General features: G+C 69.7%; 18 protein-coding genes. 7 read left to right on the top strand and 11 right to left on the bottom strand.

The features are described from left to right. Positions 1 to 93 precede the first annotated feature (93 nt). From Q9R17_RS08195 to Q9R17_RS08165, 7 genes are all read left to right on the top strand, one after another. Entirely contained in the window at positions 94 to 663 is a 570-nt protein-coding gene (locus Q9R17_RS08195; protein ID WP_308157918.1) for an AraC family transcriptional regulator, read from the top strand. A gap of 128 nt (positions 664 to 791) precedes the next feature. Continuing rightward, positions 792 to 1,286: a DUF2589 domain-containing protein gene (locus Q9R17_RS08190; RefSeq protein ID WP_308157917.1), complete on the top strand. Its 495-nt coding sequence runs from the start codon at positions 792 to 794 to the stop codon at positions 1,284 to 1,286. A gap of 86 nt (positions 1,287 to 1,372) precedes the next feature. Next, on the top strand, positions 1,373 to 2,011 hold the full coding sequence (locus tag Q9R17_RS08185) for a DUF2589 domain-containing protein (RefSeq protein WP_064239560.1): 639 nt from the start codon (positions 1,373 to 1,375) through the stop codon (positions 2,009 to 2,011). An 81-nt stretch (positions 2,012 to 2,092) separates the two neighbouring features. Next, positions 2,093 to 2,350 carry a hypothetical protein gene (locus Q9R17_RS08180; RefSeq protein ID WP_308157916.1) on the top strand — a complete coding sequence of 86 codons (258 nt, stop codon included), beginning with the start codon at positions 2,093 to 2,095 and terminating at the stop codon, positions 2,348 to 2,350. Further along, positions 2,347 to 2,802, top strand: coding sequence for a hypothetical protein (locus tag Q9R17_RS08175; protein ID WP_308157915.1), 456 nt, complete (start codon positions 2,347 to 2,349; stop codon positions 2,800 to 2,802). Before Q9R17_RS08180 ends, Q9R17_RS08175 begins: the two co-directional genes overlap by 4 nt. A gap of 2 nt (positions 2,803 to 2,804) precedes the next feature. After that, positions 2,805 to 2,996, top strand: coding sequence for a hypothetical protein (locus tag Q9R17_RS08170; RefSeq protein WP_308157914.1), 192 nt, complete (start codon positions 2,805 to 2,807; stop codon positions 2,994 to 2,996). A gap of 36 nt (positions 2,997 to 3,032) precedes the next feature. Further along, positions 3,033 to 3,818 (top strand): hypothetical protein, encoded by a 786-nt coding sequence (locus Q9R17_RS08165; protein ID WP_308157913.1) that lies wholly within the window; start codon positions 3,033 to 3,035, stop codon positions 3,816 to 3,818. A 59-nt stretch (positions 3,819 to 3,877) separates the two neighbouring features. On the opposite strand, the gene Q9R17_RS08160 is transcribed toward Q9R17_RS08165, so the two are convergent. The 11 genes from Q9R17_RS08160 to Q9R17_RS08110 form a co-directional block, all read right to left on the bottom strand. Continuing rightward, positions 3,878 to 4,378 carry a lysozyme gene (locus Q9R17_RS08160; RefSeq protein WP_308157912.1) on the bottom strand — a complete coding sequence of 167 codons (501 nt, stop codon included), beginning with the start codon at positions 4,376 to 4,378 and terminating at the stop codon, positions 3,878 to 3,880. A gap of 76 nt (positions 4,379 to 4,454) precedes the next feature. Further along, on the bottom strand, positions 4,455 to 5,642 hold the full coding sequence (locus Q9R17_RS08155; RefSeq protein WP_308157911.1) for a hypothetical protein: 1,188 nt from the start codon (positions 5,640 to 5,642) through the stop codon (positions 4,455 to 4,457). An 88-nt stretch (positions 5,643 to 5,730) separates the two neighbouring features. Next, positions 5,731 to 6,525 (bottom strand): hypothetical protein, encoded by a 795-nt coding sequence (locus Q9R17_RS08150; protein WP_308157910.1) that lies wholly within the window; start codon positions 6,523 to 6,525, stop codon positions 5,731 to 5,733. Further along, positions 6,522 to 7,589, bottom strand: coding sequence for a 2OG-Fe dioxygenase family protein (locus Q9R17_RS08145; RefSeq protein WP_308157909.1), 1,068 nt, complete (start codon positions 7,587 to 7,589; stop codon positions 6,522 to 6,524). Before Q9R17_RS08145 ends, Q9R17_RS08150 begins: the two co-directional genes overlap by 4 nt. A gap of 102 nt (positions 7,590 to 7,691) precedes the next feature. Next, positions 7,692 to 7,868, bottom strand: coding sequence for a hypothetical protein (locus Q9R17_RS08140; protein WP_308157908.1), 177 nt, complete (start codon positions 7,866 to 7,868; stop codon positions 7,692 to 7,694). A 31-nt stretch (positions 7,869 to 7,899) separates the two neighbouring features. Continuing rightward, complete coding sequence (locus Q9R17_RS08135) at positions 7,900 to 8,334, bottom strand: hypothetical protein (protein WP_308157907.1); 435 nt, start codon at positions 8,332 to 8,334, stop codon at positions 7,900 to 7,902. A 155-nt stretch (positions 8,335 to 8,489) separates the two neighbouring features. Then, complete coding sequence (locus Q9R17_RS08130; protein ID WP_308157906.1) at positions 8,490 to 8,888, bottom strand: hypothetical protein; 399 nt, start codon at positions 8,886 to 8,888, stop codon at positions 8,490 to 8,492. A 54-nt stretch (positions 8,889 to 8,942) separates the two neighbouring features. Then, a complete protein-coding gene (locus tag Q9R17_RS08125) occupies positions 8,943 to 10,988 on the bottom strand; it encodes an FUSC family protein (RefSeq protein ID WP_308157905.1) in 2,046 nt (681 codons plus the stop codon). 3 nt (positions 10,989 to 10,991) lie between these two features. Continuing rightward, positions 10,992 to 12,449: an efflux transporter outer membrane subunit gene (locus Q9R17_RS08120; protein WP_308157904.1), complete on the bottom strand. Its 1,458-nt coding sequence runs from the start codon at positions 12,447 to 12,449 to the stop codon at positions 10,992 to 10,994. Then, positions 12,446 to 13,363, bottom strand: coding sequence for an HlyD family secretion protein (locus tag Q9R17_RS08115; RefSeq protein ID WP_308157903.1), 918 nt, complete (start codon positions 13,361 to 13,363; stop codon positions 12,446 to 12,448). The genes Q9R17_RS08120 and Q9R17_RS08115 overlap by 4 nt, the downstream gene beginning before the upstream one ends. Then, positions 13,360 to 13,569, bottom strand: a complete 210-nt coding sequence (locus Q9R17_RS08110; RefSeq protein WP_308157902.1) for a DUF1656 domain-containing protein — start codon at positions 13,567 to 13,569, stop codon at positions 13,360 to 13,362. Before Q9R17_RS08110 ends, Q9R17_RS08115 begins: the two co-directional genes overlap by 4 nt. Between the last annotated feature and the right edge of the window lie 19 nt (positions 13,570 to 13,588).

Here is a 13,588-nt window from a genome sequence, read left to right as displayed (position 1 = left end):
ACCACCGTCATGCCGGCCCTACAGCCGGCGGTCTGCGGGCGGGATCCGCTGATGCATCGGACCGGCATTTCAGCAGAAGGAGGCGGCACGGCTATGGAGTTCTTCCAGCGAAGTCTTGAGCTCATCCCCCCGCACACCGGGCAATCGCCCGAGGGCGCCGATGGCCATGACGATGGCGATGGGCAGCGCCTGGCATGGAGCCTGGCCCTGTTCTCGCACATGCACCACTGCAGCTGCGCTGGGATGGACCCTGCTTCGGCCGACGATGCGTGGGAGGCGCTGCTGGCACGTACGCGCATCCGTCCGCATGGCACGGCAGCGGCACGCCTGGTCGAACGCGCACGGCACTGGATCGAAGGCCATGCCGATGATGAAACGCTGTCGGTGGACCAGCTGGCGTCGGCACTGAACATGTCGCGCACCAGCCTGCACCGCAAGCTGGTGGCCAGCATCGGCCATCCGCCCGGCGAACTGATCCGGCTGGTGCGCCTGCAGCTGGCGCGTCGCCTGCTGTGCGAAGGCGAAGGCAACGTATCGGATGTGGCCTATGCGGTGGGCTTTGTCAGCCTGTCCGGCTTCAGCCGTGCCTACCGCCACCACTACGGTGAGCCGCCATCGAGCATGCGCGGCAGCCCACCCCGTGCACCTGCAACCCGGCGCTAAGCGGTTGCAACACCACGCCGGGTGGCCCGATCGCTCCCCGGCTATCAATGACCACGTGGCACCAGGCACATCGCCGCGCCGCGTCAGGCACACCCAACACCAGGAGCGCAGGCGACATGAGCGGCACCATGACTTTCCACAGTTTGATCGAAGCACTGGCCGGGGCCGTCATCGAAGCCCAGGACAGCATCGAGATGCACCAGCTTTCCAACCTGCGCGACTTCTTCGATGAAGACAACCGGCCCAGGAGCGTCACCATCCGTTTGCCCTCGCAGCACCCCCAGGCCGAGGAAGGCGATGAAGACCTCTACCGCGCCCCGCTGTTGCCCCTGGTCTCCACCAACAACCTGCGCATCCGGGAAGTGGAGATCAGTTTCGACGCGGACCTGGCGGACCTGGGGACCGAGGATCCGGACGTGCCTGCGCCGGGCGCGGCGGATGCCTGGGAGTCGCCGCGGCCGGCGGCGCGACATGTAGGACTGGATACCGGCCGCGGCAAGGGCGTGGGCAACGTACACGTGCAGCTGCGCGTGGAAGGCACCGAGCCGACCGATGGCGCGGCGCGGTTGATGAACCACCTGGCGCAGAGCCAGGGGGTCTTCAAGACCATCAAGGCAACCTGATCCATCCCGGTTGTTGCACCCCCCGCGTATGCCCCCGTGCCGCATCCGGCGGCCGGCTGTACGCCAACCCACAGGAGTAATGCGCAATGAGCGAATTGGTCAACATCTCCAGCCAGTTCAAGGGCCTGCCGATGAGCGATCTCATCGGTGGCCCGTTGACGGCCGCCTGCGACTCGCAGATCAAGCTGGCCCAGGCCACCGCCAGCTTCATCCGCTCGGTCGGCTTCCTGCCGCCGGACCCGGCCAATGCCGATCCCAACGCCGTTGGTGCCACCCGTACCGCACTGTTCCGCTTCAAGCGCCCGGTCGACAACCTCGACCCGGCCACCAAGGCGGCGCAGCCGTTCGCCGAAGAAGAAGTGGAACTGGAAGTGCCGCTGCTGGCCATCGTCAAGGTGCCCAACCTGAGCATCCAGAAGGTGGACATCAACTTCGAGATGGAAGTGAAGTCCTCGTTCTCGGCCAAGGAATCCAGCGACTACTCGGCCAGCCTGCAGGCCGAGATGAAGGTCGGCTGGGGCATCTTCTCGGCCAAGGTGAACATCCAGGGCTCGGTGGCCTCGCACAAGGAAAACGCGCGCAGCTCGGACAACTCGGCCAAGTACACCGTGTCGGTGCTGGCCGAGGACACCGGCATGCCCGAAGGCCTGGCACGCGTGATGGACATCCTGCAGACCGCTACCGCACCGCGCAAGGTCAGCGCACCGGTGCCCGTGGCCGCATAAGCCGGTCCGTCACTTCGCAGCACGGACCGCCGCGCCGGCATGGCGTGGCGGTTCCGCACATCCAACGCAGGGGAGCGCTTCATGTTCGACCTCAACGACGTCAAGTTCGTCAAACGGATCGTGGTGGGCAGCAACAACCCGACGCAGATGCTCACCGATGACGACCTGGCCCAGGCCCAGTCATTGCTCAACCGCTGCCTGAGCGATACGCCCAAGGGCGCGATCCTGGGCATCGAGCGCAGCTTCACCATCCTGCAGATCGGTGAACACCAGGTCGTGCTGCAGTGGCTGGCCTACCACGTCGGCTTCCCGCGCCGGCCGGTGTGGATGAGCGAGTGAAGCGCGCACGCGACCGGCGGGACAGTACCGATCCGCATCTGGACGACCTGATCGCGACCCTGGCCCGTGCCCTGGTGTGCACGCGCCAGTCCTGCGCGCAGGCGCACCTGCAGCGCCTGCAGGCCCGCCTGTACCGCGGCCAGGCGCTGTGCGTGCAGCACTGGCAGGACGGGCACTGGCAGCCGCTGCAGGTGCCGCTGCATGAGCTGGTCACACCGGCGGGCATCGTGGCCTCCACGCTGGAAGTGCAGATCGACTGCGACGTGGAAGAAAGCGATGCGGATGCGCACGGGCAACCGCCGGCACTGGCCCTGCTGCCGACCCATCACCAGGCCCCGCACCGGCTGACCATCGTCCTGCACGGGGGCAACCCGCTGCGTGGCGAACTGCTGCTCGATGGCCAGCTGTTGCGGCCATTGCGGATCGATCCCTTCACCGGCCGGGAGGCATGACCATGGCCCGACGCGCGCGCCTGCGCCTGTGGTTGTCCGATGACGATGCACACCAGGTCCGGCAGTGGCTGGCACCGGTGCTGGCACTACGCCGCCAGCAGGCGGCAGAACGCCGCCGCCGTCGCCGCCGCCGTCTGCTCACCACGCTGTGGCTGCTGGTATTCGCCATCGCCTTGTTGACCCGATACCTCTGAGCGGCGGCTGCCGCTTTCATCCGACAGGAGATTCCAATGCATCCCCAGCTTTCCATCCACCGCGCGCCGGCCGTGCTGCTGCTGGCTCCGCTGCTGGCCTGTGCCGGGCCGCATCCTGACAGCGCGGTGGCTGCACCGCGCCCGCCCGACACCGCTGCGGCCACATCGCCCGCCACCTGGGTGGGCAGCAACGCCGGCAGTGGCCGTCCCTGGTCACTGCGCCTGAGCGACAGTGCCGATGGCCGCACCGCCACGCTGGAATTCGGTGAACCCTACAACTGCCGGGTCCAGGCCACGCGCAGCACCGCCGCCGCTGGCAGCGTGCGCCTGGCCATCAACGACGCCAACGGCGGCTATCGCTGCAATGCGCTGGTGGGCGAGACCGCCGTGCTCCAGGTGCAGGGTGTGCAGGCGACGCTGCAACTGCCGGGAACCACGCCGGTCACAGTCGTGTTGTGGAAACCGGGACAGGCCACCGACGGGGGGGCCGATGCCGTACAGGGCCGCTGGGTGGGCACGGTGACCGGCAGCAACGGTCGCCCCATCGCGCTGCGCCTGCGCCTGGCGGCGCGCGATCCCGGTGACCGCGGCAGCGAACTGGCCTACGACAGCCCACGCAGCTGCCGTGTCCCGCTGCGCTATGAAGGCACCACCGCCCAGGGCAGCTGGTTCAGTGCGTTGCCCGGGCCCGGCGGGCAGGCCTGTGATCGCCTGCTGGGCCACTGGCTGCAGGTGCAGGCCGATGCGGATGCCACGCGGCTGCAGATCGAACCGGGCATCGGCGAATGCGTGCCCAGCTGCAGCCTGCAGCGCACGCCCTGAGCCGCGCGTCGTCCTCCAGCGCCCCGCGATGCCCGGCCCGGCATCGCGGGGCGTTGCCGTTACCAGTGGTCGTAGCTGCCGTTGCTGTACATGCGCCATTCGGCGCCCCGGCGGTTGACCAGTCCTTTCATCACCTTGCCCTGCGAACGCGTCCAGGCCATCCAGGCGGCCTGCAGGTTGGCATAGGGCGTGGCCACGTGCGGGTCGTTGACCAGCTTGAGTACCGACGAGCGGCCGAAGTTGCCACCGCCGATGTTGAAGCACAGGATCACCAGCGCATCGAACTGGTGCTGGGCCAGGCTGGCCTTCACGCTGCGGTTGACCGTCTGCTCGAACGGTGCCAGGTCCTTGCGCAGCAGCTGTTCGGCTTCGGCCAGGGTGACGCCCCGGCCCAGGGTCGCCCATTCCTCGCGGGCGATCAGGTGCCCGTAGCCGACGGTCGCGCCGGTCACCCAATGGTCGATCGCCTTGCCGTTCTGGTCGTCGTAGGGTTGCAGCCGCTGGCCTTCCACCTGCTTGAGCCAGTCGATGCCCTGTGGGCTCAACGTCATTGCATTCATCGCGTTTCCTCGTTGGTCTGGGCGCATCCAGGAGAGGTCGCCGTGCGGTGCGTGCACGGCCGGGCATCGGTGGCCTTCATCGCCGCTCGGGCAGCTTGAAGCCGATGTAGGTACCCGAACTGAGGCCCATCAGGCCCAGCAGGGTCGGGCTGAGCTCGGGCATGCTCAGGTTGTTGTAGACGCCGGACAGGAACACCACGCCCAGGATCAGGGTGAAGGCGAAGATCTGGAACCGGTCGAAGCGGTAGCCGTGCGCATCGGACAGCAGGTCGTGCAGCAGCCCGCGCGATGTGGCGCTGGCCAGCTCGGTATCCGGATCGGGGCTGCCGTGCTCGGCCAGCTGCCGGCGCGCGGCATGCAGGCGGCTGCGGCTCTGCCCGATCGCGGTGCGCTCGGCCGGCCATTGCCCATGGGCGTCCGCTGCCGGTGCCTCCGCTGCCGGGGGTGGCGCGGTGCCGGGTGCGGGCCCACCGGCATCGATCACGGCTTCGCTCAACGCCGTGCCCGCGCTGATGCCCAACAGGGCCAGCAGCGAGGGATGGATGGTGTCGGTGTCGTCGGTCACCAGCCAGATGGCCGTGTAGGACAGGTAGATCAGGAAGAACCACACCGCCATCTGGAACCGGCCCAGGTCGTAGGGCCCCAGCCCGAAGGGCACCGGTTTGCGGATGATGCTGGTGGTGCGTGCCAGGTGCACGAATACCAGCAGGGTTACCACCACCACAGCCAGCGCAATGCCGCCGTAGATCGGCGAGATCACGGTCAGCTGCACGCGCCCGTGCTCGTCATGCACGCTGGCGAACGGCGAGCCATCGACCGGGCCGACACTGAAGGTGACCGCACGCTGCATGCCTTCCGGTGCGCCCAGCAGATCCGTCCACACGCTGCGGCTGTCGTCGTTGATCCGCGGGTGGTAGACCAGCAGGCCGTTGCCCAGGTCGATCGATTCGGGAAACGTGCCGGGCAGGGCGCGGCCGTCGATGAACGGCACCAGCCGGCGCGCGTCGTTGTGCGCCGCCCAGGCCGCCAGCCCCTGCACGCGCACGGTGATGCTGTAGTCCAGTTCCAGGTGGCCGTGCAGGCCGAGCACGCGCGGCGGCACCGGTTCGGCCGCGGGCAGCCGTGGCGACAGCAGGCTGCCCAGCAGCGCGGCCAGCAGCAGGGCCACGATGCGCAGCACCGCCGCGCGCTGGAAGTGGCGGCGTTGCCGCGCCTGCGTCGGTGGGCAGGCCGGGGAGCGTGGGGACGGGCGGGGGCAGGGCATCGATGGACTCCGTGCTGGTGGCGCGGGGCGCATCGGCCCCGCCCCACAGGTATAGGGCGCCCCTGTGCGGCCCACCGCGCGCGGTGTTTCAGTGGTTTGCCGTGCCCTGCCAACGCGCGGCACGGCGTGCCGGCATGCGTTCGGCGGCAGCGCGCCCGGCACCGGGCACGATCACCGTGGTGGCCGCGGTGTAGGGATACACGCCCAGGTCGGATACCACGTCCATGCCGGATTCTTCCGACACATGGCGGATGCGGCCGGCCACCACACGCTCGACGGTCATCTGCTCACCCATCGCGGCCATGCGCAGCGGCTGGGTGAACACCTCGGCACGGATGCCCAGGCGCCCGTGGCCCTGCAGTGGCTGGGCGAACACCAGGTCCACCGAACGCCCCGGGTCGATCACGTGCCAGCCGGCGGTCTCGGTGCGGAACCCGAAGCGCGCGCTGCGGCCATCGCCGGCCACTTCCATGTGGAACGGGCGCAGCCCGATCGGCAGCACCGCCGGGTCCTGCAGCAGCGTGTTGCGTGTCCAGGGCACGCGCAGCCCTTCCTGCGCCGACAGCTCCAGCTGGATGTCCAGCACGGCGAAGCTCAGCTCGCCCACGTTGGTGATGGTCAGTGTGTGCAGGCTGTCCGCGGTGCGCTTGCCGTGGCTGTCGACATCACTGCTGATGGACAGCGAGGCCAGCGCGCGCTGGTGCTCCCACTGCACCGGCCGCGCCGACAGCCACGCATCCAGGGCGATCACGAACGAGACACCGGCGATGGTCAGCGGCAGTGCCTGTTCGGCCACCATGTGCACCAGCTTCAGCAGCCGGTCGCGCCAGCCCGACGGCGCTGGCACCGACGGGCGTGTTTCGCGTTTGCGGCGCAGGCTCATGCGGCACCTGCCGGCAGCACATGGATGTCCAGGCCCAGGATCATCCGCTCGCCCCCGGCGTCACTGTCGGCATGGATGGCGGTCACTTCATGCCACAGCGGTGAGCCTTCGTCGGGCTGGAACAGGCCCTGGCCTTCCACCAGCGTGTGCGACAGCAGCAGGCGGCCGCCGTGGCCGTGGTAGACCCGCGAGTTGCCGCCGCCGATGTTGCGGCGGCGGATCACCAGCGCCGACACGATGTAGTCGGCCCCATCCTGGTGCACGCCCTCCGGTGCCGGCTCGGCCATGCCATGCGGGCGGGCCAGGGTCAGCATCTGGTGCAGCGATACCGCCAGCCGCACCGCATCGCAGCGCTGGTGCACCGTCTCGGCGATGCCGGCCAGCAGGCGCAGCAGGTCCGGATCGCAGGCCAGCGCCGTCGGCAGCAGCGCGAAGGTCCGGCGCGGCGGCCGGTCACCGCTGGCGGGCTGTTCGAAGTGCGCATCGTCCAGCGGCTGCACCTCCCAGCAGGCCGGTGCCACGCGGTGCAGCACGTACTTGCGCAGGGCACGCCGTCGGTGCGGTGCCACGCGCAGCACGGCCGCACGCAGCATCGAAGGCAGGGCGTCCAGCAGCAACGGCCACGCCGCGTGCTGCTCGCTGCCATCCCAGCTGTCCAGCAGGGTGCGTACCGGTGCTTGCAGGATGCCGTAGTGGCGTTTCAGCAGGCGCCGGCGGCGTTGCCCCACATCGTAGACGTCCCAGCTCAGGGCATCGGCATGGGCAGCCAGCGTATCCAGCAGGCACGGTGACAGGCCGAGCTGGTCGAGCGTGAACAGTTGTGGCCATGGGCTGCGCTGGCGGGGCAGTGGCAGCGGTTGGCCGTGGCAGTGCAGGGCGTGCAGGGTCGGGGGCGGCGCCGATGCGGGCAGCGCATCGGACGCGGCGGCAGCAATGGCCATGGTGGTCTCCAGGAACGGAAGGCAGCGCGCCGTCAGTGGCGTGTGCGTGTCCTGTATAGCCAGCGCCTGCGCACGCTGCGGTGCGTGGTGTTGCAGCCGCTTGTCCGCGTGGCGCAGCTGCATGCCGGTGTCCTGCCCCCATCAACAGCACGGCCACCGCAGGGCATGCGGTGGCCGTGAGGGGTGCCGGTGGCTGTCCCGTATCGCCGCGTGTGCGGCCGCCGGTCAGTCCTGGGTGCCCACCAGCGCCTGGTCCAGACGTGCGTGCAGCGCCTGCATCTGCGCCTGCGCCAGCCCGGTCAGGGTCTGGCAGGTATCGGCATCGACGGCATGGCCGAAGTAGTTCAAGGCGTTGAGCAGGCCGATGGTTTCGTCGTGGCTCAGCGGCGGCAGGGGGGACATGGCAGGCTCCGGAGGCTGCGGCGGCAGGAACTTACTTCAGGGCAGTGTAGTACGCCTGCCCATTGGTCGGACGGAACGCGGTGCCGCAGTCACCGGCGCCCGGGTTGAAGATCACCACCGTGCCGGTGGCCGAATCCCAGAACGCATGGCGGTTGCTGGACAGCGCCTTGTTGGTGCCACCACTGCTGATGATCGGCTGCAGGAACACGCCGAAGGCGCTCTTGGTGGCGATGGTGGGATCCGGGAAGGCCAGGCCGGCGATCACCACGCCCTTGACGAATTCGTTGCCATGCTTGGTGAACGCATGCCCGTTGCTGATGCTGGTGGCGATGGTCGCGGCATTGCCGGCCGACGGCGGGCCGGTCACGGTGCAGGCCAGCGCCGGCAGTGCGAGGGCAAGCGACAGCGACAGGGCCGACAACAGGGTCAGCAGCGGACGGCGCAGGCGGTGCAGGGTCTGGAACATGGGTGTTCTCCAGGAAGCAATGCAGGACGGCAGCGCGGGAGGCGCGCCGACGGCATGGCATGCCGCGCTCCCTGTATAGGAGGGCAGGCACGCGCGCTCTGGTCGAGATGTTCCGCGTTTGCGACGGCGTGTTGCAGCCGCAGGTACGTGCCCGCTCAGTCGGGAATCAGCACCAGCCCATCCGGGAACACGATCGCCGCTTCTTCAGCCCCCACGTCGAAGAAGCCCACGCCGTGCTTCTCGGCCAGGTCCTGTACCAGGCCGTGTGCCTGCTCGGCCACGCTGAAGGCGAAGGCACCGTAGATCACATGCTGGCCAATGCTGTAGTCGGTGACATGCGCACCGCTCTGGCCGGCGTCGGCCATCGGTCCTTCCGAGGGCGGAAACACCTGCGCGATGTCGGCAAACCACGCCTGCAGCGCCGGTGCGCTCAGGGCGGGATCGTCGTACCCATGGTGTTCGTCCCATCGCGCCTGGCGCTCGAACCAGGCGATGAACGCCACCGCCTCGCGTGGTGCAACGGTGGCATCGAAAACCATCATGTCGTAGCTCATGGAACCGTCCTGTTTCGGTATTCAAGGGCCGCCGGGCGCCACCCGGCGGCGGGATCAGGCGGAGGTCGCCCCGGCCGCCGGCAGTTCCGGCGCCAGCAGTTTCGCCTCCGGGAACAGGGCAAAGCGCAGACCGACCAGGCCCATCAGGGCTTCGTCGCGGGCCTTGCTTGCCGCCACGCTGCCGACGCGGCCCAGCGAGGCATCCAGGCGTTCGCGCAGCCCCTCGCTGCCCGGCAGCGGGCGACGCGCGGCCACCTGCCGGCGGTAGTGGGTGGCCAGGTCGTCCAGGATGTGCTCGACCGCCTCGCGACTGCGCTCGGGCAGGTCCAGCCGCGCGCGGCGCAACTGCAGGATGTTCAGGCCCACCCGCGCCTCGGTCAGCATGTCCACCGAAGCGATGTCGCTGCCTTCCGGTGTTGCGGCCAGCCGCGGCGCCAGCAGCCCCAGCAGATCGAGCATGCGTGCGGCGAAGCGCTGGCGGTCCTGCTGGCCACGGCCCTCGGCGGCCTCGGCCAGCGTCGTCCAGCCCTGCCGCACCAGCCGGCGTGCGGTCCACTCGGCGCCGACCGAACGGAACAGCCGCGTCATCACCACCGCAAAGCCGATGCCGATGAAGATCGACATGGCCGAATTGACGAAGCTCTGGATGTTGGCGCTGTAGCTGTTCTGCACGTTCAGCAGGGCCACCAGGTTCACCGTCAGCGGCAGCGCGAACAGCGCGGTCTTGGGCTGGTGCAGCAGCGTACCGACCGGCAGGAACACCACGGCCAGCACCAGCACCAGTGCACCGAAATCATGCACGGCCGGGAACACGCCGAACAGGTAGATGCCGGCGACGAAGCCGGCGACGATCGCCCAGACCAGGAACGAGATCATGCTGGGGGCCGGATCATCCTGCGCGGCGAAGAACGCGGCGGCCACCGCGGCCATCATCGCGCCGCTGCCGCCCCCTTCCCAGCCCAGGCCGATCCACAGCACGCAGTAGCTCATCAGCGCCACCCCGGCGCTGATGGCCGAAAAGAGCGCCATGCCGTAGTCCACGTGCCGGCTTTCGGCCATGCCGCGGGTGCGGATGCGGTAGTGCGGCGGGTCCAGCGGTGCGGTGCCCTGCACGATGGCATGGTGCAGCGTGCGGCAGTCCTGCCACAGGTCCACCAGCTCCTCCAGGCGCAGCAGCAGGCTGGCCAGCTGCTGGCGCTGCAGGTCGCCGTCCACCTGCGGCTTCAGTGCGCTGATGCGGGCGCGCAGCTGTGCGTAGCCCGCCAGCGGCGCGGTGCTGTCCTGCTCCAGCCAGTGGCGGATGTCGTCCACCAGCGCCTGCAGGCCCTCCGGCAGCGCGTGACCCTGGCCGCGCAGCGCGGCCAGCCGGTCGGCGATCGACGACAGCACCGGCAGCATCAGCAGCATGCGTTCGCGCAGCCGTTCCATCGACACCGCCGCGCCGGCATGGCGCGGATCATCGCGGCGCAGGAACTCGATCAGTGCCTCGAACTGCACCAGGTCGGCGGCCAGCCGGTTGCGCGGGCCATGCGCGCGGCCACGTTCGAGGATCTGCCGGCACCACTGCGCGGCATCGTCCATCCAGGTGCCGATGCGGCTGGTCAGCATCGGCCGCACCGAGGCGGGAAACACCAGCGCGGCGAACAGCACCGCCACCACCGTGCCCAGGATGATCTCTTCGCTGCGTGCCACCACCGCATCGAAGATCTGGTCCGGCGCGGTCACCGCCGGGAAGCCGATGAACGCGGTGGTGTAGCCGGCCAGCAGGAACGCATAGCCGCGCGGGCCGCGGTTGAGCAGGGCCAGGAACAGGCAGCCGGCCAGCCACAGCGACATCACCGCGCTGAGCAGCAGCGGGGTCTCCACCAGTGCCGGCAGCATCACCAGCGTGGCCACGCCGGCCACCAGCGTGCCGATGATGCGGTACAGGCCCTTGGCCCGGGTCGGGCCCAGCAGGGGCTGGCTGACGATGTACACCGTGCCCATCGCCCAGTACGGGCGCGACAGGTTGCCGGCCATGGCGATGTACAGCGCGGCCACCGCGGCCAGGTAGGCCTTGATCGAGAACAGCCAGCCCTGGCGGTCCAGCAGCGCGTTCATGGCTTACCTCGCTGCCGTGGGCGCGGTGGCAGCATGCGCCGCGTCTTCCCAGCCACCGCCCAGCACCAGGAACAGGTGCACCTGGTCGCGTGACACCTGCGCCTGCGCCGCGGCCAGGGTGGCATCGCTGCTGGCCAGGCTGCGGTCGGCATCCAGGCTGGACAGGAACGGCGTGCGCCCGCCCTGGTACAGCCGGCGGTTCTGCGCGGCCGCCAGCGCCGCCTGCTGCTGCGCCACCTGCAGCGACTGCAGCCGGCGCAGGTCCTGCGCATAGCGGTCCAGTGCGGTCTGCGTTTCGCGCAGGGCCTGCAGCACGGTGTGGTCGAACTCGGCCAGGGCCGCATCGGCGCCGGCTTCGGTGGCGTGGATGCGCGCGCGGGTGCCGGACGACGGCAGCGTCCAGGAGATCAGTGGACCGATCGACCACTGCTGGGTCAGCGGCTGGCCGAAGTCCTCCAGCAGGCCGGCCGCGCCGATCGAGGCGCCCAGGCGGATGTCCGGGTACAGCTCGGCGGTGGCCACGCCGATGCGGGCAGTGGCGGCGGCCAGGCGGCGCTCGGCCTGGCGCACGTCCGGGCGTCGTGCCAGCAGTGCGCGGCCATCGCCCACCGGCAGCGGCTGGGCCAGCTGCGGTGCATCGGTGCAGTCGATCACCCCGGCCGGCAGCTGGCCCGGGGTCTGGCCCAGCACGGCGGCCAGCGAATAGGCCGCTGCCTGGCGCTGTGCCCGCAGCGGTGGCAACGCGGCATCCAGCAGCGCCACCTGGGCATTGGCACGGGCCAGGTCCGGCGGCGTGCCACGGCCGGCGGCGATCAGCCGGGTGGTGATGTCGCGGCTGCGTTGCTGCAGCTGCAGCGAGTGTTCGGCCACATGCAGTTCGTGGTTGGCGTGGCAGATGTCCAGGTAGCTGTCGGCCACCTGCGCCACCACCGTGATGCGCGCCAGATCGCGTGCGGCGGCCACCGCCTGCTCGTCGGCATGCGCCGCTTCGGCACCCCGCTTGAGCTTGCCGAACAGGTCGAACTGGTAGCTGACGCCGAACTTGCCATCGGCCAGGTTGATCGGCGGCAGTTCGTGTTCGAGCAGGAACGACTCGGCCGACAGCTGCGCGCGGCTGACACCGGCTTCGGCTTCGCCTTCGAAGCCACCGGCATCCAGCGCCTGGTCGTAGACCGCAGCGGCACGGCGCAGGTGCGCATCGGCTGCCTTCAGTTCCAGGTTGTCACGCAGCGCCTGTTCGATCAGCCCGTCCAGTACCGGGTCGTTGTACAGCGACCACCAGCGCGGCGGCAGCGCGGCGGCGGCCACCTGCGGATTGCCGGTGTCGATGAAGGCGGCATTGGCCTGCGGGCGCTTGAACGCCGCGCTGTCCGGCAGTGCGTAATCGGGGCCGACCGTGCGGCACGCGGCCAGGCTGGCCAGCGCGACGATCAGGCCGAGGCGGGGCAGGGGGGTGGTCACAGCGCCGCCTGTGTCGGCGCGGCGCCGGCCTTGTCATCGTGGGCCGCGTGCCCGGTCTCCACGGTGACCGTGGCGGTGCGCCCGGCGATCAGCTCCACCCCCGGCGGCACCGCATCGATGGCGATGCGCACCGGAATGCGCTGCGCCAGCCGCACCCAGTCGAAGGCCGGGGTCACATTCGGCAGCAGGCTGCTGCCGTTGCTGCGATAGCGGTCCTCGATGCCGGCGGCGATGCTCTCCACATGGCCCCGCAACGGCGTGGATTCGCCCATCAGGCGGATATCCACCGGCTGGCCCGGAGCCACGCCGCGCAGGCGGGTTTCCTCGAAGTAGCCATCCACGCGGAACGAGGCGGTATCCAGCAGCGCCAGCACCGGCTTGCCGGCTACCACGTAGTCGCCCACGCGCATCGTGCGGTCGTTGACCCGGCCATCGGCCGGCGCGCGCACCTCAGTGCGGGCCAGGTTCAGTTCGGCCAGGTCCACCGCCGCCTGGGCCGTGGCCAGGGTCGCCTGCGCGGCCTGCAGCTTGGCCCGGCGCACTTCGGCGTCCTCGGCGGCCACCAGGTCCTGCAGGCTGCGGTCGCGGCCGATCTCGCGGCGCAGCTGTGCCACGGCGGCCTGCCGTTCGGCCAGCGTGGCCTGCGCCTGTTCCAGCGCGATGCGGTAGCGCGCGCGGTCCACCACGAACAGCAGCGCGCCCTTCTTCACCGCCTGGTTGTCGGTCACTTCCACCGCCTCGACCAGCCCGGACACATCCGGCGCCACCTGCACCACGTCCGCGCCGATGTGCGCATCGCGGGTCCAGGGCTCATCCATGTAGTAGACCCACAACTGGCGCAGCACCAGCAGGGCCACGACCACCGCCAGCACGGTCAGCAGTACCGGCACGCTCTTCTTGATGATCTTGTTCACGATTGCATCCAACGCAGGAGGTGGAACAGCAGCCCCAGCACGATGCCGTACAGGGCCAGGTTGAACAGCGCCGGATGCCACACGTGGCGGTAGGCACCGGTGCGCTGCAGCAGCACGCGCAGTCCGCTGTTGGCCAGGTAGGCCACCAGCATCAACCCGATCAGGGTCGGGACGAACACACCATGGAGACTGAATTCACCGGGCATCGGCAGGTCACGGGGCAGG

The sequence above is a fragment of the Stenotrophomonas sp. 24(2023) genome (assembly GCF_030913365.1).
GTDB lineage: Bacteria > Pseudomonadota > Gammaproteobacteria > Xanthomonadales > Xanthomonadaceae > Stenotrophomonas.
Note: the sequence above shows the minus strand (reverse complement) of the source record. Positions and strands in the feature narration are given on the sequence as shown.